Origin of the sequence: Streptomyces vinaceus, from assembly GCF_008704935.1 — a bacterium.
Taxonomy (GTDB): domain Bacteria; phylum Actinomycetota; class Actinomycetes; order Streptomycetales; family Streptomycetaceae; genus Streptomyces; species Streptomyces vinaceus.
Window position 1 is genome coordinate 3,118,225 of the sequence record NZ_CP023692.1, and the last position, 23,775, is coordinate 3,141,999.

32 protein-coding genes are annotated in these 23,775 nt (G+C 68.1%); all 32 read right to left on the minus strand.

Annotated features, from left to right (window positions below):
- Positions 1–87 precede the first annotated feature (87 nt).
- The 32 genes from CP980_RS13720 to rfbB all read right to left on the minus strand — a co-directional run bounded on the left by CP980_RS13720 (position 88) and on the right by rfbB (position 23,747).
- Positions 88–735, minus strand: coding sequence for an adenylate kinase (locus CP980_RS13720; RefSeq protein WP_099889930.1), 648 nt, complete (start codon positions 733–735; stop codon positions 88–90).
- Positions 735–2,048 carry a preprotein translocase subunit SecY gene (gene secY / locus CP980_RS13725; protein ID WP_030154705.1) on the minus strand — a complete coding sequence of 438 codons (1,314 nt, stop codon included), beginning with the start codon at positions 2,046–2,048 and terminating at the stop codon, positions 735–737. The genes CP980_RS13720 and secY overlap by 1 nt, the downstream gene beginning before the upstream one ends.
- Before the next feature lie 188 nt (positions 2,049–2,236).
- A complete protein-coding gene (gene rplO, locus CP980_RS13730) occupies positions 2,237–2,692 on the minus strand; it encodes a 50S ribosomal protein L15 (RefSeq protein ID WP_030154704.1) in 456 nt (151 codons plus the stop codon).
- 2 nt (positions 2,693–2,694) lie between these two features.
- A complete protein-coding gene (rpmD, locus tag CP980_RS13735) occupies positions 2,695–2,877 on the minus strand; it encodes a 50S ribosomal protein L30 (protein ID WP_005313525.1) in 183 nt (60 codons plus the stop codon).
- Positions 2,877–3,479, minus strand: a complete 603-nt coding sequence (gene rpsE / locus CP980_RS13740; RefSeq protein WP_048476518.1) for a 30S ribosomal protein S5 — start codon at positions 3,477–3,479, stop codon at positions 2,877–2,879. The genes rpmD and rpsE overlap by 1 nt, the downstream gene beginning before the upstream one ends.
- 45 nt (positions 3,480–3,524) lie before the next feature.
- Positions 3,525–3,908 (minus strand): 50S ribosomal protein L18, encoded by a 384-nt coding sequence (rplR, locus tag CP980_RS13745; protein ID WP_030008471.1) that lies wholly within the window; start codon positions 3,906–3,908, stop codon positions 3,525–3,527.
- 2 nt (positions 3,909–3,910) lie between these two features.
- Positions 3,911–4,450, minus strand: coding sequence for a 50S ribosomal protein L6 (rplF, locus tag CP980_RS13750; protein WP_030154703.1), 540 nt, complete (start codon positions 4,448–4,450; stop codon positions 3,911–3,913).
- Between the two features lie 20 nt (positions 4,451–4,470).
- Positions 4,471–4,869: a 30S ribosomal protein S8 gene (gene rpsH, locus CP980_RS13755; protein WP_007265911.1), complete on the minus strand. Its 399-nt coding sequence runs from the start codon at positions 4,867–4,869 to the stop codon at positions 4,471–4,473.
- Positions 4,870–5,092: 223 nt separating this feature from the next.
- Complete coding sequence (locus CP980_RS13765) at positions 5,093–5,278, minus strand: type Z 30S ribosomal protein S14 (protein ID WP_003956452.1); 186 nt, start codon at positions 5,276–5,278, stop codon at positions 5,093–5,095.
- 5 nt (positions 5,279–5,283) lie between these two features.
- Positions 5,284–5,835 (minus strand): 50S ribosomal protein L5, encoded by a 552-nt coding sequence (gene rplE / locus CP980_RS13770; RefSeq protein WP_030298216.1) that lies wholly within the window; start codon positions 5,833–5,835, stop codon positions 5,284–5,286.
- On the minus strand, positions 5,835–6,158 hold the full coding sequence (rplX, locus tag CP980_RS13775) for a 50S ribosomal protein L24 (protein WP_053687972.1): 324 nt from the start codon (positions 6,156–6,158) through the stop codon (positions 5,835–5,837). The genes rplE and rplX overlap by 1 nt, the downstream gene beginning before the upstream one ends.
- 2 nt (positions 6,159–6,160) lie before the next feature.
- Positions 6,161–6,529, minus strand: a complete 369-nt coding sequence (rplN, locus tag CP980_RS13780) for a 50S ribosomal protein L14 (protein ID WP_003956455.1) — start codon at positions 6,527–6,529, stop codon at positions 6,161–6,163.
- A gap of 105 nt (positions 6,530–6,634) precedes the next feature.
- Positions 6,635–6,916 carry a 30S ribosomal protein S17 gene (rpsQ, locus tag CP980_RS13785; RefSeq protein ID WP_030026328.1) on the minus strand — a complete coding sequence of 94 codons (282 nt, stop codon included), beginning with the start codon at positions 6,914–6,916 and terminating at the stop codon, positions 6,635–6,637.
- Positions 6,916–7,140, minus strand: a complete 225-nt coding sequence (gene rpmC / locus CP980_RS13790) for a 50S ribosomal protein L29 (RefSeq protein ID WP_008739703.1) — start codon at positions 7,138–7,140, stop codon at positions 6,916–6,918. The genes rpsQ and rpmC overlap by 1 nt, the downstream gene beginning before the upstream one ends.
- The gene (gene rplP / locus CP980_RS13795) at positions 7,140–7,559 is read right to left on the minus strand and encodes a 50S ribosomal protein L16 (RefSeq protein WP_030026326.1); all 420 of its coding nucleotides are present in this window, start codon (positions 7,557–7,559) and stop codon (positions 7,140–7,142) included. Before rplP ends, rpmC begins: the two co-directional genes overlap by 1 nt.
- Positions 7,560–7,564: 5 nt before the next feature.
- The gene (gene rpsC, locus CP980_RS13800; RefSeq protein ID WP_007265905.1) at positions 7,565–8,404 is read right to left on the minus strand and encodes a 30S ribosomal protein S3; all 840 of its coding nucleotides are present in this window, start codon (positions 8,402–8,404) and stop codon (positions 7,565–7,567) included.
- A complete protein-coding gene (gene rplV / locus CP980_RS13805; RefSeq protein WP_007265904.1) occupies positions 8,404–8,751 on the minus strand; it encodes a 50S ribosomal protein L22 in 348 nt (115 codons plus the stop codon). The genes rpsC and rplV overlap by 1 nt, the downstream gene beginning before the upstream one ends.
- A 43-nt stretch (positions 8,752–8,794) precedes the next feature.
- Entirely contained in the window at positions 8,795–9,076 is a 282-nt protein-coding gene (gene rpsS / locus CP980_RS13810; RefSeq protein ID WP_030154697.1) for a 30S ribosomal protein S19, read from the minus strand.
- Positions 9,077–9,088: 12 nt separating this feature from the next.
- A complete protein-coding gene (gene rplB / locus CP980_RS13815) occupies positions 9,089–9,925 on the minus strand; it encodes a 50S ribosomal protein L2 (protein ID WP_030154695.1) in 837 nt (278 codons plus the stop codon).
- Between the two features lie 39 nt (positions 9,926–9,964).
- A complete protein-coding gene (gene rplW, locus CP980_RS13820; RefSeq protein WP_030298212.1) occupies positions 9,965–10,288 on the minus strand; it encodes a 50S ribosomal protein L23 in 324 nt (107 codons plus the stop codon).
- On the minus strand, positions 10,288–10,938 hold the full coding sequence (gene rplD / locus CP980_RS13825) for a 50S ribosomal protein L4 (RefSeq protein WP_030026322.1): 651 nt from the start codon (positions 10,936–10,938) through the stop codon (positions 10,288–10,290). Before rplD ends, rplW begins: the two co-directional genes overlap by 1 nt.
- A 5-nt stretch (positions 10,939–10,943) precedes the next feature.
- Positions 10,944–11,588, minus strand: coding sequence for a 50S ribosomal protein L3 (gene rplC / locus CP980_RS13830; protein WP_007265899.1), 645 nt, complete (start codon positions 11,586–11,588; stop codon positions 10,944–10,946).
- 14 nt (positions 11,589–11,602) lie between these two features.
- A complete protein-coding gene (gene rpsJ, locus CP980_RS13835) occupies positions 11,603–11,911 on the minus strand; it encodes a 30S ribosomal protein S10 (RefSeq protein ID WP_003948644.1) in 309 nt (102 codons plus the stop codon).
- A 487-nt stretch (positions 11,912–12,398) separates the two neighbouring features.
- The gene (locus CP980_RS13840; protein ID WP_150528280.1) at positions 12,399–13,538 is read right to left on the minus strand and encodes a hypothetical protein; all 1,140 of its coding nucleotides are present in this window, start codon (positions 13,536–13,538) and stop codon (positions 12,399–12,401) included.
- Positions 13,539–13,603: 65 nt separating this feature from the next.
- The gene (locus CP980_RS13845) at positions 13,604–16,246 is read right to left on the minus strand and encodes a peptidoglycan recognition protein family protein (RefSeq protein WP_150528281.1); all 2,643 of its coding nucleotides are present in this window, start codon (positions 16,244–16,246) and stop codon (positions 13,604–13,606) included.
- Between the two features lie 158 nt (positions 16,247–16,404).
- Positions 16,405–18,333 (minus strand): hypothetical protein, encoded by a 1,929-nt coding sequence (locus CP980_RS13850; protein ID WP_150528282.1) that lies wholly within the window; start codon positions 18,331–18,333, stop codon positions 16,405–16,407.
- A 72-nt stretch (positions 18,334–18,405) separates the two neighbouring features.
- The gene (locus CP980_RS13855) at positions 18,406–19,311 is read right to left on the minus strand and encodes a glycosyltransferase family 2 protein (RefSeq protein WP_132759739.1); all 906 of its coding nucleotides are present in this window, start codon (positions 19,309–19,311) and stop codon (positions 18,406–18,408) included.
- Between the two features lie 6 nt (positions 19,312–19,317).
- Entirely contained in the window at positions 19,318–19,761 is a 444-nt protein-coding gene (locus CP980_RS13860) for a DUF2304 domain-containing protein (protein WP_132759738.1), read from the minus strand.
- Positions 19,761–20,447 carry a glycosyltransferase family 2 protein gene (locus CP980_RS13865; protein WP_207917794.1) on the minus strand — a complete coding sequence of 229 codons (687 nt, stop codon included), beginning with the start codon at positions 20,445–20,447 and terminating at the stop codon, positions 19,761–19,763. Before CP980_RS13865 ends, CP980_RS13860 begins: the two co-directional genes overlap by 1 nt.
- A gap of 74 nt (positions 20,448–20,521) precedes the next feature.
- Positions 20,522–21,853, minus strand: coding sequence for a lipopolysaccharide biosynthesis protein (locus CP980_RS13870; RefSeq protein ID WP_189998908.1), 1,332 nt, complete (start codon positions 21,851–21,853; stop codon positions 20,522–20,524).
- A complete protein-coding gene (gene rfbD, locus CP980_RS13875) occupies positions 21,850–22,773 on the minus strand; it encodes a dTDP-4-dehydrorhamnose reductase (protein WP_150528283.1) in 924 nt (307 codons plus the stop codon). Before rfbD ends, CP980_RS13870 begins: the two co-directional genes overlap by 4 nt.
- Complete coding sequence (gene rfbB / locus CP980_RS13880; RefSeq protein ID WP_099889938.1) at positions 22,770–23,747, minus strand: dTDP-glucose 4,6-dehydratase; 978 nt, start codon at positions 23,745–23,747, stop codon at positions 22,770–22,772. Before rfbB ends, rfbD begins: the two co-directional genes overlap by 4 nt.
- Positions 23,748–23,775 lie beyond the last annotated feature (28 nt).

Sequence of the window (23,775 nt, forward strand, 5' to 3'; positions counted from 1 at the left end):
GCCGGCGTGCCGGTGTGCCGGTCGTCTCAACAGTACGGCCGCGGGGTCCTGGGGACACCGCGGCCGTACTGCTCACAACAAGGCTTGCTACTTCTTGAGCGCGTCCATCGCACGCTGCGTGACTTCCGCGACCTCACCGAGGGCGGGGATCGTCACCAGCAGGCCCTGAGCCTTGTAGTAGTCGATGATCGGCTCGGTCTGCGTGTGGTAGACCTCAAGGCGGTTGCGGACCGTGGCCTCGGAGTCGTCGTCGCGCTGGTAGAGCTCGCCGCCGCAGGTGTCGCAGACGCCCTCGACCTTCGGCGCCGCGTACTCGACGTGGAAGACGTGGGCGGAGTCGTTGCGGCAGATCCGGCGGCCGGCGATGCGCTTGACGACCTCGTCCTCCTCGACCTCCAGGTCGAGGACGGCGTCCAGCTTCATGTTCGCGGCGTGCAGCATCTCGTCCAGCGCCTCCGCCTGGGAGACGTTGCGCGGGAAGCCGTCCAGCAGGAAGCCGTTCACGGCGTCCGGCTGCTCCATACGGTCCTTGGCCATGCCGATGGTGATCTCGTCGGGGACGAGGTCACCGGCGTCCATGAACGCCTTCGCGCGCTGGCCCAGCTCGGTGTTCTGGCTGATGTTGGCCCGGAAGAGGTCGCCCGTGGAGATGTGCGGGATCGACAGGTTCTTCGCAAGGAACGCGGCCTGCGTTCCCTTGCCCGCACCGGGCGGTCCGACGAGGACGATTCGCATCAGCGGAGGAACCCTTCGTAATTGCGCTGCTGGAGCTGGCTCTCGATCTGCTTCACGGTTTCCAGACCCACACCCACGATGATGAGGATGCTCGTCCCGCCGAACGGGAAGTTCTGGTTCGCTCCGAAGCCGGCCAACGCCATCGTCGGCACAAGAGCGATGAGACCCAGGTACAGCGACCCCGGCCAGGTGATCCGGTTGAGCACGTAGCTCAGGTACTCGGCGGTGGGTCGACCGGCACGGATACCCGGGATGAACCCACCATACTTCTTCATGTTGTCTGCAACTTCCTCGGGGTTGAAAGAAATCGCCACGTAGAAGAACGCGAAGAAGACGATCAGGAGGAAGTAGGCCGCGATGTAGTACGGGTGGTCGCCCTTGACGAAGTGCTTCTGGATCCAGGTGGCCCAGCCGGCGGTCGAGCCGCTGAACTGCACGATCAGCGCCGGGATGTACAGCAGCGACGAGGCGAAGATGACCGGGATGACACCGGCCTGGTTCACCTTGAGCGGGATGTAGGTCGAGGTGCCCCCGTACGCGCGGCGGCCGATCATGCGCTTCGCGTACTGGACCGGAATCCGTCGCTGCGCCTGCTCGACGAAGACCACGAGCGCGACCATGGCCAGGCCGACGAGGATGACCACGCCGAACTCGACCCAGCCGTCGGCGATCTTGCCCTGGAGCTTGATCTGCCACAGGGCGCCGATGAAGCCGGCGGCGATCGAGATGAACATCAGGATCGACATGCCGTTGCCGATGCCGCGGTCGGTCACGAGCTCACCGAGCCACATGACGACGCAGGTACCGGCGGTCATCGTGATGACCATGACGATGGTGGTGAAGATCGACCGGTTCGGGACGATCTGGCTGGCGACCTGGCAACCCTGGAACAGGGCACCAGTGCGGGCGGTGGCGACGAGGCCGGTGCCCTGCAGGATCGCGAGTGCGACCGTCAGATAGCGCGTGTACTGAGTGATCTTCGCCGTGCCGGACTGACCCTCTTTTTTGAGGTTCTCCAGCTTCGGGATGACCACGGTCAGCAGCTGCAGGATGATGCTCGCCGTGATGTACGGCATGATGCCGAGCGCGAAGATCGTGATCTGCAGCAGCGCACCGCCGCTGAACATGTTGACGAGACCGAAGAGGCTGTTGCTGCTCCCGGCCTGGTCCACACAGATCTGAACGTTCTTGTAGCTCACGCCGGGTACCGGGATGTGGGACCCGAGCCGGAACAGCACGATGATGCCGAGCGTGAAGAGCAGCTTCTTGCGCAGGTCGGGCGTCTTGAACGCCCGGGCGAACGCGGTGAGCACGGTGCCTCCTGCGACCCCCGCGCTACTGCGTCAGAGGTGACGGTCTGAGGGATCGACGAATACGTACAAGCAAAGGTGCAGGCCACCTTACCGGCGACTGCGCCCCCCGTGGAACGACCAACCGGGGATGCCCCATATGTGAGGCATCCCCGGTCGGGTTTTACTCGCTATTTGTCACAAAGGTCGTCTTAGACGAGCTCGGTGACGGTGCCGCCGGCAGCGGCGATCTTCTCCTTGGCGGAGGCGGAAACGGCGTCAACCGAAACCGTCAGCGCCACGGAGATCTCGCCCTGGCCCAGGACCTTGACGAGGCTGTTCTTGCGCACCGCGCCCTTGGCGACCAGGTCGGCCACCGTGACCTCTCCACCCTCGGGGTAGAGAGCGCCGAGCTTGTCCAGGTTGACGACCTGGAACTCGGTGCGGAACGGGTTCTTGAAGCCCTTGAGCTTCGGCAGACGCATGTGGAGGGGCATCTGCCCACCCTCGAAGCGCTGCGGGATCTGGTAACGGGCCTTCTGGCCCTTCGTACCACGACCGGCCGTCTTACCCTTCGACGCCTCACCACGACCGACACGGGTCTTCGCGGTCTTGGCGCCGGGGGCGGGACGGAGGTTGTGGGCCTTCAGCGGGCTGTTCTCAGCCATGATTAGTCAACCTCCTCAACCGTCACGAGGTGGCGGACGGTGTGAACCATTCCGCGGAACTCGGGGCGGTCCTCCTTGACGACCACGTCGTTCAGGCGCTTGAGCCCGAGCGAACGCAGCGTGTCGCGGTGGTTCTGCTTGCTACCGATGTACGACTTCGTCTGCGTGATCTTGAGGCGAGCCATTAGACACCCGCCCCCGCACGCGCACGGAGCAGAGCCGCGGGAGCGACGTCCTCAAGGGGCAGACCGCGGCGAGCCGCGATCTCCTCGGGACGCTGCAGGCCCTTGAGGGCCTCCACGGTCGCGTGCACGATGTTGATCGCGTTGTCGGAGCCGAGCGACTTCGACAGGATGTCGTGAACGCCGGCGCACTCCAGAACGGCGCGCACCGGGCCACCGGCGATAACACCGGTACCGGGGGAAGCAGGCTTCAGCAGGACAACGCCGGCCGCCTTCTCGCCCTGGATCGGGTGCGGGATGGTGCCCTGGATGCGCGGAACCTTGAAGAAGTTCTTCTTGGCTTCCTCGACACCCTTGGCGATGGCCGCGGGAACTTCCTTGGCCTTGCCGTAACCGACACCTACAGTGCCGTCACCGTCGCCCACCACGACCAGCGCGGTGAAGCTGAAGCGGCGACCACCCTTGACAACCTTGGCGACGCGGTTGATCGCGACAACGCGCTCAACGTAAGCGGTCTTCTCGGCGGCAGGGCCACCGTCGCGACCCTTCCGGTCCCGCCGCTCGCCGCCACCGGCACCGCTTCCGCGGCGCTGGGGTCCAGCCATTGGATTACCTCTCTCTGTTACGTCCGTGAGTCCCGGAACCGGGGCTTAGAACTTCAGCCCGGCTTCGCGGGCGGCGTCAGCCAGAGCGGCAATGCGCCCGGCGTATCGGTTGCCACCGCGGTCGAACACGACGGTCTCGACACCCGCGGCCTTGGCACGCTCGGCGACGAGCGCGCCGACAGCCTGGGCCTGCGAGCTCTTGTCGCCTTCGCCACCGCGGATCGAAGCGTCCAGGGTCGACGCGGACGCCAGGGTGTGACCCTGGAGGTCGTCGATGACCTGAGCAACGATGTTGCGGTTGGAACGCGTCACGACGAGGCGCGGACGCTCCGCCGTACCCGAGACGTTCTTGCGGATGCGGATGTGGCGGCGAGCCTTGGCAGCGCGCTTGTACGCGTCGCCCTTGGCGATCTTCACACCGTATGCCATGGCTACTTACCAGCCTTTCCGACCTTGCGGCGGATGACTTCGCCGGCGTACTTGACACCCTTGGCCTTGTACGGGTCGGGCTTCCGCAGCTTGCGGATGTTGGCGGCGACCTCGCCGACCTTCTGCTTGTCGATGCCCTCGACCGAGAACTTGGTGGGCGACTCGACCTTGAAGGAGATGCCCTCGGGCGCCTCGATCAGGATCGGGTGGCTGTAACCAAGCTGGAACTCCAGAGCGGAGCCCTTCGCGGCGACGCGGTAACCGACACCGCTGATCTCGAGAGCCTTGACGTACCCCGTGGTCACACCGGTGATCATGTTCGCCACCAGCGTGCGGGACAGGCCGTGCAGGGCCTTGTTCTGACGCTCGTCGTTGGGGCGGGTGACGTTCAGAACGCCGTCCTCACCCTTGACGATCTCGATCGGCGCGGCGACGGTGTGCGAGAGGAGACCCTTGGGGCCCTTCACCGCGACCGTGCGGCCATCGATGGTGACGTCCACACCGGCGGGAACCTGGATGGGGAGCTTGCCGATTCGCGACATTGCTTTTCCTCCGTTCCCGACTACCAGACGTAGGCGAGGACTTCCCCACCTACGCCCTTCTTGCCTGCCTGCTGGCCGGTGAGGAGACCGTGGGACGTGGAGATGATCGCCACGCCCAGGCCGCCGAGCACCTTCGGCAGGTTGGTGGACTTTGCGTACACGCGCAGACCGGGCTTCGAGATCCGCTTGATGCCCGCGATGGAGCGCTCACGGTTCGGCCCGAACTTCAGCTCGAGGACGAGGTTCTTGCCGACCTCGGCGTCCTCGACCTTCCAGCCGGTGATGAAACCCTCCTGCTTGAGGATCTCCGCGATGTGCGACTTGATCTTGCTGTGCGGCATCACGACAGTGTCGTGGTACGCCGAGTTAGCGTTACGCAGACGGGTCAGCATGTCTGCGATCGGGTCAGTCATGGTCATGAAGTGGCCTTCGGCCTCTCTCGCCGGGGTTTCCTGTATGCGCCATCCCTCTCCCCACTCAGTGGCGGGACGGGTGCGGTGCGGGGACCTACGGCGTAGTAAGTCGTTATGGACGGCGGACGCCCAACCCCACAAGCCTACGGCATGCGGAGCAGGGCACCCACCGACCAGATGCTTACCGAGAGTGCCTGGTACTCCCCAAGTCCTTGCGGACGAGGGCGAATTACCAGGAGCTCTTGGTCACGCCCGGCAGCTCGCCACGGTGAGCCATCTCACGAAGGCAGACGCGGCACAGGCCGAACTTGCGGTACACGGAGTGGGGACGACCGCAGCGCTGGCAGCGGGTGTACGCGCGTACACCGAACTTGGGCTTGCGGGCAGCCTTCGCGATGAGAGCCTTCTTCGCCATCTCGCTTACGCCTCCTTGAAGGGGAAGCCGAGGTGACGAAGGAGGGCACGGCCCTCGTCGTCGTTGGTCGCCGTGGTGACCACGGTGATGTCCATACCCCGGGTACGGTCGATCTTGTCCTGGTCGATCTCGTGGAACATGACCTGCTCCGTGAGACCGAAGGTGTAGTTGCCACGGCCGTCGAACTGCTTCGGCGACAGACCACGGAAGTCACGGATACGCGGCAGCGCGAGCGACAGCGTACGGTCCAGGAACTCCCACATGCGGTCACCACGGAGGGTGACGTGGCAGCCGATCGGCTGACCCTCACGCAGCTTGAACTGCGCGATGGACTTGCGGGCCTTCGTGACGGCCGGCTTCTGACCGGTGATCGTCGTCAGGTCGCGGATGGCGCCGTCGATCAGCTTGGAGTCGCGGGCGGCGTCGCCCACACCCATGTTGACCACGATCTTCACGAGACCGGGGATCTGCATGACGTTCTCGTAGGAGAACTCCTCACGCAGCTTGCCCGCGATGTCCTCGCGGTACTTCGTCTTGAGACGCGGAGTGGTAGCCATCAGATGTCCTCACCCGTCCGCTTGGCAACGCGGATCTTGTTGCCCTCGTCGTCGAAGCGGAAACCGACGCGGGTAACGACCTTCTGGCCGTCCTTCTCCACAACCAGCTGAACGTTGCTGACGTGGATCGGCGCCTCGGTGATCACGATGCCACCGGTCTGCGAACCACCAGCGGTCTGACCGGCCTTGGTGTGCTTCTTGACCCGGTTGACACCCTCGACGAGGACGCGGTTCTCGCTGGGCATGGCCGCGATGACCTTGCCCTGCTTGCCCTTGTCCTTACCGGTGATGACCTGGACCAGGTCGCCCTTCTTGATCTTCATGCTTACAGCACCTCCGGCGCGAGCGAGATGATCTTCATGAACTTCTTCTCGCGCAGCTCACGGCCCACGGGGCCGAAGATACGGGTGCCACGAGGGTCGCCGTCGTTCTTGAGAATGACAGCGGCGTTCTCGTCGAAGCGGATGTACGAGCCGTCCTGGCGGCGGCGCTCCTTGACGGTGCGAACGATGACCGCCTTGACGACGTCACCCTTCTTCACGTTGCCACCGGGGATCGCGTCCTTGACGGTGGCGACGATGACGTCACCGATGCCCGCGTAGCGGCGACCGGAGCCACCGAGAACACGGATGCAAAGGATCTCCTTGGCACCAGTGTTGTCGGCGACACGCAGTCGCGACTCCTGCTGGATCACGTCTATCTCCTGTTTGTCTGCCGGTTCCCGGCGGGGGCTTCACTCCGAGGAGCGAGGCCCCCACCGAGCCTGGCGGAACTGACCTGAGGGAAACCCCTCAGGTGATTACTTGGCCTTCTCGAGGATCTCGACGATGCGCCAGCGCTTGCTCGCCGACAGCGGACGCGTCTCCATGATGAGGACGCGGTCGCCGACGCCGGCAGCGTTCTGCTCGTCGTGAGCCTTGAGCTTGTTCGTACGGCGGATGACCTTGCCGTACAGCGCGTGCTTGACGCGGTCCTCGACGGCGACGACGACGGTCTTGTCCATCTTGTCGCTGACGACGAGACCCTCACGGGTCTTGCGGAAGCCGCGCTCGTTCGTCTCAGTCACGTTCTTCTCGCTCATCAGGCGCTCTCCACCGTCTCGATACCGAGCTCACGCTCGTGCATCAGGGTGTAGATGCGAGCGATGTCCTTACGGACGGACTTGAGCCGGCCGTTGTTCTCCAGCTGACCCGTGGCCGCCTGGAAGCGGAGCTTGAACAGCTCCTCCTTGGCCTCGCGCAGCTTGCCAACGAGCTCCTCGTTGCCGAGCTCACGCAGCTCGGACGCCTTGGTTCCCGTCGCCATCACGACTCACCTGCCTCGCGCCGAACAATCCGGCACTTCATCGGAAGCTTGTGAGCAGCGCGGGTGAGCGCCTCACGAGCAATCTTCTCGTTCGGGTAGGACAGCTCGAACATGACCCGGCCCGGGTGCACGTTCGCGATCCACCACTCGGGAGAACCCTTACCGGAACCCATGCGGGTCTCGGCAGGCTTCTTCGTCAGCGGACGGTCCGGGTAGATGTTGATCCAGACCTTGCCGCCACGCTTGATGTGGCGGGTCATCGCGATACGAGCCGCCTCGATCTGGCGGTTCGTCACGTAGGCGGGGGTGAGCGCCTGGATGCCGTACTCGCCGAACGAGACCTCAGTACCGCCCTTGGCCATACCGCGGCGCTTCGGGTGGTGCTGCTTGCGGTGCTTGACCCTACGAGGGATCAGCATGTCGGTCAGGCCTCCGTTCCGGTGCTCTCAGCCGGAGCGGCGGCGGGAGCGTCGGCCTTGGGGGCCTCGGCACCAGCAGCCTGCTGCGGCTTGCGGCCACCACGGCCGCCGCGCTCGCCACCACGGCCACCACGGCCGGCGGGACGGTCGCCAGCGCCGGCACCACGGGCCGGGCGGTTACCCGCACGGGCCGCAGCGTTCTCGGCGCGAACCTCGGCGATGTTCTTGACGTCGCCCTTGTAGATCCAGACCTTCACACCGATACGGCCGAAGGTGGTCTTGGCCTCGAAGAAGCCGTAGTCCACGTTCGCGCGCAGCGTGTGCAGCGGCACACGACCCTCGCGGTAGAACTCGGAGCGGGACATCTCGGCGCCGCCGAGGCGACCGCCACACTGGATCTTGATGCCCTTGGCGCCGGCCTTCATCGTGCCCTGCATGCTCTTGCGCATGGCACGACGGAAGGAGACGCGGGAGGAGAGCTGCTCGGCAACGGCCTGGGCAACCAGCTGAGCGTCGAGCTCGGGGTTCTTGACCTCGAGGATGTTCAGCTGGACCTGCTTGCCCGTGAGCTTCTCGAGGTCACCGCGGATGCGGTCGGCCTCGGCGCCACGGCGGCCGATGACGATGCCCGGACGAGCGGTGTGGATGTCCACACGCACGCGGTCACGGGTGCGCTCGATCTCAACCTTCGAGATGCCGGCGCGCTCCATGCCGGACGTCATCATCCGACGGATGGCGACGTCTTCCTTGACGTAGTCCTTGTACAGCTTGTCGGCGTACCAACGCGACTTGAAGTCGGTGGTGATGCCGAGCCGGAACCCGTGCGGGTTTACCTTCTGGCCCATTACCGGGAACCTTCCTTGCTGCTGACGACCACGGTGATGTGGCTGGTCCGCTTGCGGATCCGGTAGGCACGGCCCTGGGCACGCGGACGGAACCGCTTCAGGGTCGGGCCCTCGTCCACGTACGCCTCGCTGATGACCAGCGTGGAGGCGTCCGGGTGGTTGTAGTTGTGTGCGGCGTTGGCAATGGCGCTGTCCAGCACCTTGCCGACCGGCACGCTCGCGGCCTGCGGGGCGAAACGCAGGACCGCCTGAGCCTCCGTGGCATCCATGCCACGGATAAGGTCCACCACGCGGCGGGCCTTCATGGGCGTGACGCGGATGTACCGCGCCTGGGCCCTGGCTTCCATGGTTGTCCCTTCGGTGTAAGTCATAGTCGTTACCACCCCGCCTTTAGCGGCGCTTCGACTTCCGGTCGTCCTTGACGTGGCCGCGGAAGGTGCGAGTCGGCGAGAACTCGCCGAGCTTGTGGCCGACCATCGACTCGGTGACGAACACCGGGACGTGGGTCTTGCCGTTGTGCACCGCGATGGTGTGACCCAGCATGGCCGGGATGATCATCGAGCGACGGGACCAGGTCTTGATGACGTTCTTGGTACCAGCTTCGTTCTGAGCGTCCACCTTCTTCACGAGGTGTCCGTCGACGAAGGGTCCCTTCTTGAGACTGCGCGGCATCTAAACCCGCTCCTAGCGCTTCTTGTTCGTCTTGCGGCGGCGGACGATGTACTTGCTCGAAGCCTTCTTCGGCGAGCGAGTACGACCCTCCTTCTGACCCCACGGGGAGACCGGGTGGCGACCACCACTGGTCTTGCCCTCACCACCACCGTGCGGGTGGTCAACCGGGTTCATCGCGACACCGCGGACGGACGGGCGAACGCCCTTCCAGCGCATACGGCCGGCCTTGCCCCAGTTGATGTTCGACTGCTCGGCGTTGCCGACCTCGCCGACCGTCGCGCGGCAGCGCGCGTCGACCAGGCGGATCTCACCGGACGGCATACGAAGGTGGGCCATCGTGCCCTCCTTCGCCAGCAGCTGCACGGAGGCACCCGCGGAGCGGGCGAACTTGGCGCCACCACCGGGACGGAGCTCGATCGCGTGGATCGTGGTACCGACCGGGATGTTGCGGAGGGCCAGGTTGTTGCCGGGCTTGATGTCGGCCGTGGGGCCGTTCTCAATCCGGTCGCCCTGGTTCAGACCGCGGGGAGCGATGATGTAGCGCTTCTCGCCGTCCGCGTAGTGCAGGAGCGCGATGCGCGCGGTGCGGTTGGGGTCGTACTCGATGTGCGCGACCTTGGCCGGCACGCCGTCCTTGTCGTGACGACGGAAGTCGATCACGCGGTAGGCGCGCTTGTGTCCACCACCCTGGTGGCGAACGGTGATCCGACCGGTGTTGTTACGGCCGCCCTTGCTGTGCAGCGGGCGAACCAGCGACTTCTCCGGCGTGGACCGCGTGATCTCGACAAAGTCGGCGACGCTGGAGCCACGACGGCCCGGGGTCGTCGGCTTGTACTTGCGGATACCCATTTCTCAGTCCTCGTCCGATTCCGGACGACTAGACCTCCGTTAGGAGGCCTGGCCGCCGAAGATGTCGATACGGTCGCCCTCAGCGAGGGTCACGATGGCGCGCTTGGTGTCAGCGCGCTTGCCGAAACCGGTCTTGGTGCGCTTGCGCTTACCCTGACGGTTGATCGTGTTGACCCCGGTGACCTTGACCGAGAAGACCGCCTCGACGGCCTGCTTGATCTGGGTCTTGTTGGCGCCGGGCGCGACGATGAACGTGTACTTGTTCTCGTCCAGCAGCGCGTAGCTCTTCTCCGAGACAACCGGCTTGATCAGCAGGTCGCGCGGGTCAGTGAAGGTCTTGCTGGTAACGGTCGCCTCAGACATCAGGCGTCGCTCCCTTCGGTCTCGTCGGCCTTGGGGCCAGACACGAAGGACTCCAGCGCGGCCTGGGTGAAGACCACGTCGTCAGAGACGATCACGTCGTACGTGTTCAGCTGGCCCGGCTCCAGGATGTGAACCTGGGGCAGGTTGCGGGCGGACAGCCACGCGGCCTCGTCGGCACGCTCGACGACCAGGAGCAGGTTCTTGCGCTCCGAGATCTTGCCGAACAGCGTCTTGGCGGCCTTCGTGGAGGCGGCACCCTCGACCACGCCGGTGACGACGTGGATGCGGGAGTGACGCGCACGGTCCGACAGGGCACCGCGGAGGGCGGCGACCTTCATCTTCTTGGGGGTCCGCTGCGAGTAGTCACGCGGCTGCGGGCCGTGGACGACGCCACCGCCGGCGAACTGCGGAGCGCGGGTCGAACCCTGACGGGCGCGGCCGGTGCCCTTCTGGCGGTAAGGCTTCTTGCCACCACCACGGACTTCGCCACGGGTCTTCGTCTTGTGCGTGCCCTGACGGGCAGCAGCCAGCTGAGCGACGACGACCTGGTGGATCAGCGGAACGCTGGTCTTCGCGTCGAAGATCTCCGCGGGGAGCTCGACGGTACCGGCCTTGTCGCCTGCCGGCGAAAGGATGTCAATGGTGCTCATTAACCTCAAGCCCCCTTGGCCGCGGTACGGACCAGGACGAGGCCGCCGTTCGGACCGGGGACTGCGCCCTTGATGAGGAGCAGACCCTTCTCCGCGTCTACCGCGTGGATGGTCAGGTTCTGGGTGGTGACGCGCTCGTTGCCCATACGACCAGCCATGCGCATGCCCTTGAAGACACGCCCAGGGGTGGCGCAGCCACCGATCGAACCGGGGGAGCGGTGCTTGCGCTGCACACCGTGACCGGCGCCGAGGCCCCGGAAGTTGTGCCGCTTCATGACACCGGCGAAGCCCTTGCCCTTGCTGTTGCCCGTGACGTCAACCTTGACGCCGGACTCGAACACCTCAGCAGTGATCTCCTGGCCGAGCGTGTACTCGCTGGCGTCGGAGGTGCGGAGCTCCACCAGGTGGCGGCGGGGGGTCACGTCGGCCTTGGCGAAGTGGCCCTTGAGGGGCTTGTTCACCTTGCGCGGGTCGATCTCGCCGAAGGCGATCTGGACCGACTCGTAGCCGTCGATGTCGTTCGTACGGACCTGGGTAACGACGCAGGGCCCGGCCTTGACGACGGTCACCGGGACGACACGGTTGTTCTCGTCCCAGACCTGGGTCATGCCGAGCTTCTCGCCCAGGACGCCCTTGATCTGCTTTGCCATCTTCTCGACGCCTCTCAGAGCTTGATCTCGATGTCAACGCCGGCCGGAAGGTCCAGGCGCATCAGCGAGTCAACGGTCTTGGGCGTCGGGTCGAGGATGTCGATCAGGCGCTTGTGCGTGCGCATCTCGAAGTGCTCGCGCGAGTCCTTGTACTTGTGCGGCGACTTGATGACGCAGTACACGTTCTTCTCAGTGGGCAGCGGCACCGGGCCTGCGACCGACGCACCAGTGCGGGTCACCGTCTCGACGATCTTCTTCGCCGAGGAGTCGATGACCTCGTGGTCGTAGGCCTTGAGCCGGATGCGGATCTTCTGTCCCGCCATGGCTACTCCGTAGTCCTGTCTGTTGTGGAAACGCTCTGGCTCTCGGTCGGCTGTGGATCTCTCCACCGTTTCTCTCCGACCCACGCGGTCGGGCGTGTCGCACTCCCTCTACAGAAAATTCCCATACGGAAATTCCCTCGTCCAAGGGGGTGCGGTCCCAGGACCGCGGTTCGGGGGAGAAACACCCACCGAGCGCCTGGCAGGCACCGTGCTGACGCTTCCCAGAAGATTCCCGTACGTCCGCCCCATTGCTGCCCCGAAAGGCAGATAAAGGCGACGAGTACTGTGGGACTCGCTTCCGGTCCTCCCGGCGGGAGGCGCGCAGCATCGGCACTCAGCCGAGCAACTTGAGTAGTCTGCCATACAAGACACGTACTGCGCCAATCGGGCCGAAGAGAATACCCCTCCCCGGTGAGTGGTCAAACCGCGCCACGCACGGGAACGGCCCGGGCCCCCCTTGGGGTGTGCCCGGGCCGCCCCACGGGCCTCAGGTGCGCGACAGGCTCCCGCAGCCCTCCGGACCACCGGAGTCCAGGGTCCTGCTGCGGTCGTACGGGTCCACGGGCGTCCCGGAGGGCGCGGGGCCGCTCCGGGCGTCGTCGGCGAACGTGGGGTGCAGGAATCCGTCGTACACGTCGCAGGCGCTGTTGGCGAGGTCGACGTTGTACTTCTCCAGCCAGAGCTTGCCGGCGGTGGCCTGCCACTTGCGCGGGTCGGCGACCGAGAAGGTGATCTCGCGCCGCACGATGGTGCGCTCGACCTCCTCTGCGCCCGGCTTCGCCTTCACGAACGGGTAGACGAAGGTGTAGTCGGCCAGCACGTTGGCCTGGCCGGCCTCCTTGCCGGGCTCCACCCACATCCGGCCGCGCACCTTGACCACCTCGCCCACCGGCTTCAGTTCGGCCGGCTTGACCCGCGTGAACAGGTGCAGCGGGTCGTTCTCCTTCGAGGGGGCCGTCAGCGTGCCCTCCACCCGGTCCAGCTCGTCCTTGAGCTTCGGGTCGAGCAGGTCCAGCGCCGCCGCGGGCCGCTCCCCGCGCAGGGTCGCCGGGTCCAGGTTGGCGGAGACCAGGAACTGCTTGGCCTTCTCCAGCGCGTCGGCGACCTGCTCCTTGCTCATGCCGCCGGCGGCCTGGGCCTCCGGTACCTCGATCCCGGCCGCCCCGTCGGCCCACTGGAGGGCCGGGGAGCCCTTGAAGGGCTCCTTGAGGGTCGGCCGGTCCGGGTCGACGGCCGCGGGCGGGGCGCTGGGCCGCGCGGTCTCGGCGGCCAGCGGCTCACGGGCCTTGTGATCCCGCTCGGCCTTGCCGGTGACCCGGTCGATGACCAGTTCCGGGCGTACGGCGATCAGTGCGAGGGCGGCGATGAAGACGACCGCCGCCGCGGCCTTGAGCCGCCGCTTGCCCCTCCCCCGCCCTTGCATCTCCTGCCAGGCCGGGCCGGTGCGCCAGCCGGGCGGCTGGGCGGACTCGTCCCGCAGCCGGGCGGTGACCATCCGGGCCCGGGCCGAGGGTTCCTGCGGGGCCCCGCCCGCGCCCGCCTGGGCCTGCTCCAGGAACCGGGCCCACTCCTCGTCGGAGACGGCCGGTGTGCCCTCGTCGTTGTCGTCGCTGCTGTTCTTCGCCATGTCCCGCCCCTGAAAAGTCACGGGCCCCCAGGACCGCGTCCTGGGGGCCCGCCGAAACGTTGCTGCTACTTGCTGAAGTAACCCGTGATGTCCGCGATCAGGTCCACGGTCCCCTGGTTGTTGAAGAAACTGACCTTCCCGTCCACCACCGGGACGACCACCAGGTTCGGGATCGTCTGCCCGGGCGTGAAGTTCAGGTTCGAGGCGCTCGTACGCGTCGTACCGCTGGGGAACACCGACACGAAGCTGGGCTCCGTGGGGTTGGTCGCCGTCACGTTCAGGACCACCGCGGTCACACCCGTCGCCGGGATCCCGTTCGTACCGGCCACCGGCAGGGTGACGACGCCGCCGGCGCCCACCTTGCCCTGCGGCACGCCCAGGCCCGCACGGGTGTCCATCAGCCGCTTCGGACCGATGTTCGTGTGCGAGGCGCCGTCACCGGCCGAGGTGAAGTAGCCCGTGATGTCCGCGATCAGGTCCACGGTGCCCTGGTTGTTGAAGAAGCTCACCTTCCCGTCCACCACCGGGACCACGACCAGGTTCGGGATGGTCAGGCCGGGGGTGAAGTTCAGGTTCGAGGCGCTCGTACGCGTCGTACCGCTCGGGTAGACCGACACGAAGCTGGGCTCCGTCGGGTTGGTCGCCGTCACGTTCAGGACCACCGCGGTCACACCCGTCGCCGGAATGCCGTTCGTACCGGCGACCGGCAGGGTGACGACGCCGCCGGCGCCCACCTTGCCCTGCGGCACGCCCAGGCCCGCACGGGTGTCCATCAGCCGCTTCGGACCGATGTTCGTGTGCGTCGCGCCCTCGCCGGCCGAGGTGAAGTAACCCGTGATGTCCGCGATCAGGTCCACGGTGCCCTGGTTGTTGAAGAAACTGACCTTCCCGTCCACCACCGGGACGACCACCAGGTTCGCGATCGTCTGCCCGGGCGTGAAGTTCAGGTTCGAGGCGCTCGTACGCGTCGTACCGCTGGGGAACACCGACACGTAGCTCGGCTCGGTGGGGTTGGTCGCGGTCACGTTCAGGACCACGGCGGTCACACCGGCCGCGGGGACGCCGTTCGTACCGGCGACCGGCAGGGTGACGACGCCGCCGGCGCCCACCTTGCCCTGCGGCACGCCCAGGCCCGCACGGGTGTCCATCAGCCGCTTCGGGGTGACCGGGGTGAACTTGGCCGGCGTCACCTCCGAGACGACCTTGACGGGCAGGGAGGTGGAGGTCTTGCCGTTGACCGCGTTCGCCTTGACCTGGACCTGGTGGGTGCCGCTGGTGACGATCGAGGTGGCCGTGCGGGCCGTACCGGAGACCGTCGCCGCCGGGACCCCGTCGACCAGGACCTCGAACGAGCCGATGCGGTCGCTGGCCGTGCTGGTCGACCAGCCGACGGTCAGGACGCCGTCTGAGGTGGCGTCGACGCCCGGCTGGACGGGCACGCCGTTCACGGTGCCCACCTTGAGCTGCGCGGCGGGACCGGAGGTGCGCAGCGCGCCGAGCTGCGCGTAGAGCTGGTTGCCCGGGCACTCGGTGTTGAAGCCGTCCCGGTGGCCCGAGACCGTCTTGAACTGGTACTGCTTGCCGACCTCGAACTGGGTGCCGAAGAAGTTGGTCTGCGCGGCGCCCGCGGTCAGCGTGGTGGTGCCGTTCATGTCGCCGTCGTACTGGCCCAGCTTGTACGCCGCGATACGGGAGACGGCGTCCTGGGCGGCCGCCGAAGCGCCGCCGGCGTTGTAGTCACCGAGGACGGCGATGCCCTCCGTATCGGTGTTCCAGCCGAAGGTGTGCGCGCCGATGATCGCCTGGTCGATACCGCCCTGGCGGCCCTCGAAGATCGTGCCGCACTTGTCGACGAGGAAGTTGTAGCCGAGGTCGCGCCACCCGTTGGTCTTCACGTGGTAGACGTGGATGCCGCGGACGATCGCCGCCGACTGCGAGCAGTCGTACGGCTGGGTGTCGGCGGTGTGGTGGACGAAGACCGCCTTGATCTTGCCGCTGGTCTGGTAGAGCGGGCCCTCGTTGTTCAGCGACTCGTCGGCTCCCCACGCGGCGCGCGAGACCACGGCCGGCTGGGGCGCGGTGGAGGCCGGGCCGGGGTCGACGGTGGTGGTGGCGGAGGCGGCCGGGGCCGCGTTCAGGGCGCCCGTCCGCGCGGCGCCGCTCTCGTGAGCGGCGTTCTTCTTCTGGCCGCCCTGCTTCGCCTGCGCGGCCGAGCCGCCCGGGTCCACCAGGTTCAGCTCCAGTCCGGCGGGCAGTGCGCCGCCGCCGCTGATCCGCACCTCAGCGCCGTTCGAGGCGCCGACCCAGACGGGCTCCGTGGAGCCGTGCGCGCCGGGCCGTACGCCGTCCATCCCCGGCTTGACCGGGTCGAGGGCGATCCACTTCGACCACGCGCCGGTCTTCGCGTCGCGGGCGCGCGCCTCGATGGTCCCCTTCACCTCGGCCGCGGGGTCCGTCCAGGACACTCCCAGCAGGCCGAAGGGCTGCGTTTCCTGTCGGGAGAGCACGGCCTCGCCGGCGCCCTGGGGCTGGAGGGCCAGCTTGTGCAGCTCGCCCTCGACCGGTCCGGTCTCCTTGGCGTCGGCGCTGTACGCCTTCGCCGCCCCCTCACCCCCCGGGGCCGCCGTCAGTTCGGCTCCCCCGGCCATTCCCTGAATGCCCAGCACCGCTGCGGCGCCGAGCGCGGCCGCCAGTGCGGTACCGCGCACACGACTCAGTCTCACGTTTGTTCCCCACCCCTGTGGCTCGTGCAAGGTGACACGACTGTTGGGGCGGATGCTACTGGTCGGTTCTGACAGTTCGTACCGCCGGGGCCGTCAGGAGAACGTCGGGGAGGGCGGCCCGGGGCGACCGGGCCGCCGCGCCGTCACCTCTTCTGGGCGTCCTTCTCCTTCTGGGCCGCTTCCTGGCGGGCCTTGCGGTCGGCCTCGGCGTCGCGCTCGATGTCCGCCCGCGAGCGCACGCGCTTGGGCGCCTCCATGCCGCAGACGGTGGGCCAGTCGTCGGCCACGATGCCGGCGCACCAGATGAAGTTCTGGATGGGACCCGGCTTCCAGTCGTCCTTCTCGATGTCCCAGCAGGTCGCGCGGGGCGAGAAGCGCGGGCAGCTGCCGTCCCGCTGCTTGATGACGTGGGCGCGGTACGCGTCGATGCCCATCGAGTCGACGTCGGACGAGGGCATGTACCGGTTGACCGACCAGGACGCGCCCATGGCCCCGAACAGGGCGACCACGCACACCATGCCCGCGGCGAGCTGGCGGACCACCCGCGCCGGCACGACCCGGGCGAGCCCGGCCCCCGAAGCGGAACCGGAAGCGGAAGCGGAAGCCGCGCCGGCGCCGCCCGGGCGCAGTGTGCGCTCGATCCACCCGGTGCCCCGGTTGACGACCGCCATCATGCCGAGCACCGCCAGGATCATCAGGCAGTACATGATGATCCACGTGGTGCGCGGGTAGAGCTGGATGGCCCGGTCCTGGGCCATGTGCCCGGCGAACCAGAACCGGGCGAGCCAGGCGCCGGCCAGGACCGCCGCCGCCGTGCGCACCATGATGTTGCGCATCCCGAGGCCGAGGCCGAGGCCCACCGCGAACAGCAGCAGCAGGGCGAACCCGCTCTGGCCGGCCATCTCCCCGGCCACCGGCCAGGTCTGGTAGGTGAGGGTCCCGGACCGGTCCGAGACCCAGCCGAGCACGTAGCCGGGGTCGGCGTACACGGCGAGGAAGGCGTAGCGGTCGGGGTTGTCCGCGCCCAGCCGGACCATCTGGTACAGCAGCGGTGCGCCGACGATCCCGGCCGACAGCAGCGTGACCCCTATGTACAGGGCCGCCTTCTTGACGGTGGCCGCGCCCTGGCGCCACGGGAAGAAGCACAGCGCGGCGACGAGCGCGCCCGGCGCGGCCCAGATGTACCAGCCGGAGTACCAGAGGAACAGCGCGCCGAAGGTCAGGCCGAGGACGAGACCGCGCACCAGCAGGTGCCGCGTTCCGCGCCGGCCGGCCAGGCGCATCTCGCGCAGCCAGTACCCGAGCAGCGGCAGCAGCACGATCATGACGATGTGGCTGTACGGGCGGATCGGGTCGAGGAAGAGCACCGCGGCGGGAACCGCGATCAGCAGCGCCCAGAAGGGCCGCAGCAGTATCCGCCAGGCCAGGTAGGCCATCGGGCCGGCCACGGCGGTGAAGAAGATCTGGAGGTCGTGCAGGGCGAAGCCGGTCTCGCCGCGGCCGTTGTAGCGGATCTTCGCCCAGAGGGCCATGAGGGCCGGGAAGGCGGGCGGATAGATGCCCGACATCCCCTCGTGGTGCAGGAACGAGTTGGCCATGTCGATCAGTACGCCCGGGTCGCCCTCCTGGCCGCCGAGCGGGTGGGGCGTGCCGTTCAGGGCGACGACGATGCCTCCGGCGATCACCCCCGTCGCCAGGCCGGCCAGGGCGGCGCAGACCAGGCGCTTGACCAGCTGGTGGCGCCGGACCGAGCCCCGGTGGGCGGTGTACAGCAGCAGCCCGAGCAGCGGCAGTCCGATCACCGCGGCGTACAGCTGGAGCGTGGCGAGGCCGCTGACCTGGCCGAGGCGCACGATCGGGTTCACGTCGATGCGCCGGCTCAGCAGCATGTAGCCGAGGGCCGCCGTGATGCTGACGACGCCCTCGGCGACCGCGAGCACGCGGCGCCGGGACGTCCAGGGGCGGCGGGCCGCCGAAGGGGAGGAGACCGCTCCGGCGTCCGGGGTCCCGGTACCGGTCCGGCTGTGCGCCGTGCCGGATGATCCGACGACCTCGGGGGCCAGGTGTGTCATCTCAGTCCAATTCCGTCGCGGGTGGCACCGCGGGGCGGGGCCCGTCGGCCGCTGTCTGGGGGTGCTCCGGGGTCAGTCGGCGCGCTGGCCCGCGGTGAAGGCGTGCTTGGCAAGCGTACGGACGCCCTCGCGGTGGCCGCGGAGCAGGGCGCCGGGGAGCATGGTGATGGCGTGGAAGCGGGAGGCGCTGTGGAAGCGCGCGGCGCGCGCGGCCTTGGGCCAGCCCCGCGCGTCCATGCGGTCGGCCACGGCGGAGAAGTACCGCTCGGCCTCGGTGAACCGGGTGCCGGAGAAGGCCTGCACCGAGGACTCGCTGACCGCGTGGCGGCGGTACTGGAACACGGTGGTGGACTCGTCGATCACCATCTGCTCGCCGAGTTCGAGGAGGTCGACCACCAGGGCCAGGTCCTGGATGACCGAGTACTCGTCGCGGAAGTTGACCCCGCGCAGGGCCTCGCCGCGCCAGCAGATCGACGGGAAGTACAGCCAGTTCCCGCGCAGCACGCTGGTGGCGAGCTCCTCGCCGCCCATCAGGCGCCGGCCCTTGACCTGCGGCGCGTACAGCCGCCGCTTGGTCTGGTCGGCGAGCCCGTACGCGACCTGACCGGAGCCGTCGATCACCTCGACGCCGGGCTGGACCATGCCGATGCCCGGGTTGTCGGCTATGAGGCCGCGGACGGTCTCCAGGTAGTGCGGGTGGAGCAGGTCGTCGCAGCCCATGATGACGACGTGGTCGGCTTCGGAGAGCCGTACGCACTTCTGGAAGTTCTTGGTGATGCCGAGGTTCTGCTCGTTGCGGGTGTAGTGCACCCGGTCGTCGCCGAGGGCCTCGAACCAGCCCGGGACGTCCGGCTCCTTGCCGTCGTCGATGACGACGAGGCGGAAGTCCGGGTCCGTCTGGGCCAGGACGCTGCGGACGGCGTCCTGCATCAGCTGCACGTCCCCGTAGTAGGGGAGCATGAAGTCGAAGGTCACCACGGGACGTCAGGCCTTCACGGAGTCGGAGTCGGCGTCGGCGGGCTCGGGCTGCGGCTCGGCGACGACGACCTCCGTCACGACGACGGCGGTGGTCGCGCCGAGGCGCGCGTCGTTGTGGCGGGCGCCCTCGGCCAGGGCCACCGTACGGGCCAGGTCGGTGAGCTTCTTCTCCAACGAGCGGAAGCGCAGGAAGGTGTTGAGGGTCAGGAAGCCCATCGCCAGCACCATGACGTACAGCACGAGGTCGGTGCCGCGGCCGACGCCGAGCTGGTGCGCGACCCACGTGACGTCCGTGGGGCGGAGCACCGCGTACACGTTGACGATGACGAACAGGGAGAACGCGATGCGCTTCCAGGCGCGGTTCTTGGCCTGGCCCCACGTCCGTATGAACATGAGGGCCATCGACACCGAGCCCGCGATGAGCAGCAGCTGGATCCAGAAGTACTTCATCAGCGGCTTCGCTCCCGCATCGTGATGTCAAAGATGATGTTGACGCCGTTGATCAGGGACTGACCCTTGGCGCGCGAGTACTCGGTGTAGAGGATGTCCACCGGGACCTCGGTGACGCGCAGGCCGGAACCGGCGAGGAAGCCGACGATCTCCGACGCGTGCGCCATCCCGTTCATGGTGATGTTCAGCTGCTCGGCGGCCTTGCGGCTGAGCACGCGCAGGCCGTTGTGCGAGTCGGTGAGCTTCAGCTTGCGGGCGGTCGGGCTGACCGTCGCGGCCGTGCGCAGCACCACGCGCTTGATCCACGGCACTTGGCCGTTCTGCTCGATGAAGCGCGAGCCGAGGACCACGTCGGCCTCGTCGTCGCGCAGTACCCGGACCATCTTCTCGACGTCGTGCGTCTGGTGCTGGCCGTCCGCGTCGAACGTCGCGAAGTAGCGGGCACCGGGCTGCGAGAGGGCGTACTTGAGGCCGGTCTGGAGGGCGGCGCCCTGGCCGAGGTTGACGGGGTGGCGCACCAGGTGGGCGCCGGTCGTCGCGATGTGCTCGGCCGAGTTGTCGGAGCTGCCGTCGTCGACGACGACTATGTTCGGGAAGGTCTTGCGCGCTCCCTCGACCACATCGGCGATCACCTGGCCCTCGTTGTAGGCCGGGATGACCAGCCAGACGTCGTCGTATTGGGACACGGTAGCTCCAGCGGAATGTGGCACGTGCGCGTGCGCGGTGATCGGTGGGACGTCGGAACGGGAAGCCGGCATGGTCACTCTCCGCCCGCCCCGGCGCCCAGTGGGCTTGCGGCGACCTTGTGCCCGGGTCCTTCGGTCGCGCCCGGAGCCGCTCCGGGGAACCTCAGCCTCAGCACCGCCAGCATACCGAGCACCGTGGCGAGGGATCCGAGAGCGTAGGCCAGGATGACGCGCAGGGCCACTTCGCCCGGTGCGAAGGTGACACCGGTCAGGACGACGGTGCCGGCGGCCCAGCAGAGCAGTTGCAGGTTGTGCCGCTTGAATACCATCAGCGCCTGACCGAGGACCATCGCGAACATGTACGCAACGGTGCCGGCGGACAAAAGGAAGAAGTCGAGACGGCCCAGTACGGGACCCGCGTCGAACAGGACCTTGATCAGCCAGGGGCCGAGCACGGTCGCGGGCACGCCGCCGAGCAGCCCGAGCGCCCCCACGACCACGCCGATCCGGCGCAGCATCGCGGAGAACGCCGCCCGGTCGCCGGCGGTGTAGGCGGCGGTGAGGCCGCCGAGCAGCGAGGCCTGGAGCGAGCCGAAGACGAACAGCGGCACCCGGGCCAGGACCAGCGCGTTGAGCAGGGCCGCGATGAGCACGCTGTCGGTGGGGGCGAGCAGCTTCGTGCTCATCACCGCGGCGTTGACGACGACCTGGGACAGCAGGGTCGAGCAGATCAGCAGGCCGAGTCCGGCGGTCAGTTCCCGCCAGGCGATCTCCTCGCCGGGCTCCACGGCGCGCAGCAGCGACGGCAGGGTGACCAGCGTCGCGGCGATCGGCGCGACGGCCAGGACCAGGCTGAAGGCGAGCGCCGAGTGCAGCCCGGCGAGCGCGCAGCCGAATGCGAGGGCGATGCGCAGCCCGCCGTCGACGGCGAGTTGCGTACCGTACGCGCCGAACCGGCCGAGACCGGCCAGCACCCCGCGGGTCAGGTAGCAGACGGCCATGCCGGTGAACGCGCCGCCGAGGGCCGCCACCAGAGCGCGGTCGCCGCGGAACAGCAGGTCCGCGATCGGGCCCGCACCCAGCGCGAGGACGAGCAGGGTCGCGCCGAGGATGCCGGAGGTCAGCAGCGTGGCCCGGCGCAGCACGGGGGCAGCCCCCTGGCCGTGCACCACGCGGGCGGCGACGATCCGGGTGAGCTCCTGCTCGATGGGGAAGAAGATCCCGAGGCCGAGCGCCATGACGATCGTCCACAGCACCGAGACGTTCGCCATGGCGTCCGTGTTCAGGCTGTGCCCGGCCACGCCCAGGTGGACGTAGGAGGCCGCACCGAGCACGACAGTGCCGCCGGCCACCGCGACGGTGCCCGGCGGCAGCGCCGCGGTGAGCCTGCTCAGCAGGGACTTCATCCCGTACTTCCGTTCCTGGCCGCGGCGGCCAGAGCGGTGAACGCGGGGGTGGCCAGGGCCTGGGCGAGCTGCTCGCGCCAGTCGGGGAGCGGGGCCAGCCCCGCCCCTTCCTCCCAGGCCTCGTGCCCGAGCACGCTGAACGCGGGGCGGGCGGCGGGGCGTACGAACGCGGCGGAGGTGGTCGGCCGGATGCGCTCCGGGTCGAGCCCGCTCAGCCGGTACGCCTCGCGGGCCAGCCCCATCCAGGTGGTCCGGCCGCTCGCGGTGCCGTGGTAGACCCCGCCCGCGGCCGTGCCGTTCAGCGCGGCGAGACCCAGCTCGACCAGGCGCCGGGCCAGCGCGTTCGACCAGGTGGGCTGGCCGTGCTGGTCGTCGACGACGTCGAGGGTCTCGCGCTGGGCGGCCAGCTTGAGCATGGTGGCCACGAAGTTCGGCCCGTGCTCGCCGTACAGCCACGCGGTCCGCACGACGTACCCGTCCTGCGGCAGCAGTTCGGCGACGGCCTGCTCGCCGATCAGCTTGGAACGGCCGTACGCGTTGAGCGGGCCGGTCGGGGCGTCCTCGCGGTACGGCTCCGTGGCGTCGCCGGGGAGCACGTAGTCGGTGGAGACGTGCAGCAGCCGTACGCGGGCGGCGGCGCAGGCCTCGGCGAGGACGCGCACGCCGGTTCCGTTGACGGCGGTGGCGGCGTCCTCGGCGGTCTCGGCGCCGTCGACGTCGGTCCACGCGGCGCAGTTCACGACCACGGTGACGCCCTCGACCGCCGCGCGGACGGCGGCCGGGTCGGTGATGTCGAGGTCGGCGCGGCGCAGGCCCACGGCCTCGATCCCGGCGTCCTTCAGGACGGCCAGGACGTCCTGGCCGAGCATCCCGGCGGCGCCGGTGACGAGCCAGCGCCCGGCTCGCGGGTTCGCGCTCACTTCTGCAGGGCCGCCTTCACCTTGAGCGGCTCCCACCAGGCGCGGTTCTCGCGGTACCACTCGATCGTGGCGGCGATGCCGTCCTCGAAGGTGACCTGCGGGGCGTAGCCGAGCTCCGAGCCGATCTTGCTGATGTCGATGGAGTAGCGGAGGTCGTGGCCCTTGCGGTCCTCGACCTGCTCGACCATGTCCCAGCCGAGGCCCGCCGCTTCGAGCAGCACGCCGGTGAGCTCCTTGTTGGTGAGCTCGGTACCGCCGCCGATGTTGTAGACCTCGCCGGCGCGGCCCTTGCGCATGGCCAGGTCGATGCCGCGGCAGTGGTCGGAGACGTGCAGCCAGTCGCGGACGTTGCCGCCGTTGCCGTACAGCGGGACCTTCTTGCCGTCCATCAGGTTCGAGACGAACAGCGGGATGACCTTCTCCGGGAACTGGTAGTGCCCGTAGTTGTTGGAGCAGCGCGTGACGACGACGTCCATGCCGTGCGTCCGGGCGTAGGCCAGGGCCAGCAGGTCGGACGAGGCCTTGGAGGCGGAGTACGGGGAGTTCGGCACCAGCGGCCACTCCTCGGTCCAGGAGCCCTCGGTGATCGAGCCGTACACCTCGTCGGTGGAGATGTGGACGAAGCGGCCGACGCCGTGCTTGCGGGCGGCGTCGAGCAGCACCTGCGTGCCCACGACGTTGGTCATCACGAAGGGGCCGGCACCGGCGATCGAACGGTCCACGTGGGACTCGGCGGCGAAGTGCACCACCACGTCGTGCCCGGGCATCACCTGGTCGACGGCCTCGGCGTCGCAGATGTCGCCCTTGACGAACTTGTAACCGGGGTGGTCGGCGACCGGGGCGAGGTTGGCCTCGACGCCCGAGTAGGTCAGCTTGTCGAAGACCGTGATCTGGGCCGATGCGTCTGCACCGAGCTGCTGGCGGACGAATTCTGAACCGATGAAGCCGGCGCCGCCGGTCACAAGGATGCGCATAATACGAAGAGTCTAGCCGCTCGTACAC

Bases quoted from the DNA above. Each gene is read 5' to 3' on its own strand.
- rplX (WP_053687972.1), bottom strand. From the start codon at position 6,158: ATGAAGATCAAGAAGGGCGACCTGGTCCAGGTCATCACCGGTAAGGAC.
- CP980_RS13840 (WP_150528280.1), bottom strand. From the start codon at position 13,538: ATGGCGAAGAACAGCAGCGACGACAACGACGAGGGCACACCGGCCGTC.
- rplV (WP_007265904.1), bottom strand. From the start codon at position 8,751: ATGGAAGCCAGGGCCCAGGCGCGGTACATCCGCGTCACGCCCATGAAG.
- rpsE (WP_048476518.1), bottom strand. From the start codon at position 3,479: ATGGCTGGACCCCAGCGCCGCGGAAGCGGTGCCGGTGGCGGCGAGCGG.
- CP980_RS13860 (WP_132759738.1), bottom strand. From the start codon at position 19,761: ATGAAGTACTTCTGGATCCAGCTGCTGCTCATCGCGGGCTCGGTGTCG.
- CP980_RS13850 (WP_150528282.1), bottom strand. From the start codon at position 18,333: ATGACACACCTGGCCCCCGAGGTCGTCGGATCATCCGGCACGGCGCAC.
- rplW (WP_030298212.1), bottom strand. From the start codon at position 10,288: ATGTCTGAGGCGACCGTTACCAGCAAGACCTTCACTGACCCGCGCGAC.
- rplP (WP_030026326.1), bottom strand. From the start codon at position 7,559: ATGCTGATCCCTCGTAGGGTCAAGCACCGCAAGCAGCACCACCCGAAG.
- rplB (WP_030154695.1), bottom strand. From the start codon at position 9,925: ATGGGTATCCGCAAGTACAAGCCGACGACCCCGGGCCGTCGTGGCTCC.
- rplF (WP_030154703.1), bottom strand. From the start codon at position 4,450: ATGTCGCGAATCGGCAAGCTCCCCATCCAGGTTCCCGCCGGTGTGGAC.
- CP980_RS13720 (WP_099889930.1), bottom strand. From the start codon at position 735: ATGCGAATCGTCCTCGTCGGACCGCCCGGTGCGGGCAAGGGAACGCAG.
- rpmD (WP_005313525.1), bottom strand. From the start codon at position 2,877: ATGGCTCGCCTCAAGATCACGCAGACGAAGTCGTACATCGGTAGCAAG.
- rplR (WP_030008471.1), bottom strand. From the start codon at position 3,908: ATGGCATACGGTGTGAAGATCGCCAAGGGCGACGCGTACAAGCGCGCT.
- rpsQ (WP_030026328.1), bottom strand. From the start codon at position 6,916: ATGAGCGAGAAGAACGTGACTGAGACGAACGAGCGCGGCTTCCGCAAG.
- rplC (WP_007265899.1), bottom strand. From the start codon at position 11,588: ATGGCAAAGCAGATCAAGGGCGTCCTGGGCGAGAAGCTCGGCATGACC.
- rplD (WP_030026322.1), bottom strand. From the start codon at position 10,938: ATGAGCACCATTGACATCCTTTCGCCGGCAGGCGACAAGGCCGGTACC.
- CP980_RS13765 (WP_003956452.1), bottom strand. From the start codon at position 5,278: ATGGCGAAGAAGGCTCTCATCGCGAAGGCTGCCCGCAAGCCCAAGTTC.
- rpmC (WP_008739703.1), bottom strand. From the start codon at position 7,140: ATGGCGACGGGAACCAAGGCGTCCGAGCTGCGTGAGCTCGGCAACGAG.
- rplE (WP_030298216.1), bottom strand. From the start codon at position 5,835: ATGGCTACCACTCCGCGTCTCAAGACGAAGTACCGCGAGGACATCGCG.
- rfbB (WP_099889938.1), bottom strand. From the start codon at position 23,747: ATGCGCATCCTTGTGACCGGCGGCGCCGGCTTCATCGGTTCAGAATTC.
- rpsC (WP_007265905.1), bottom strand. From the start codon at position 8,404: ATGGGCCAGAAGGTAAACCCGCACGGGTTCCGGCTCGGCATCACCACC.
- rpsJ (WP_003948644.1), bottom strand. From the start codon at position 11,911: ATGGCGGGACAGAAGATCCGCATCCGGCTCAAGGCCTACGACCACGAG.
- CP980_RS13870 (WP_189998908.1), bottom strand. From the start codon at position 21,853: ATGAAGTCCCTGCTGAGCAGGCTCACCGCGGCGCTGCCGCCGGGCACC.
- rplO (WP_030154704.1), bottom strand. From the start codon at position 2,692: ATGGCTGAGAACAGCCCGCTGAAGGCCCACAACCTCCGTCCCGCCCCC.
- rpsS (WP_030154697.1), bottom strand. From the start codon at position 9,076: ATGCCGCGCAGTCTCAAGAAGGGACCCTTCGTCGACGGACACCTCGTG.
- rpsH (WP_007265911.1), bottom strand. From the start codon at position 4,869: ATGACCATGACTGACCCGATCGCAGACATGCTGACCCGTCTGCGTAAC.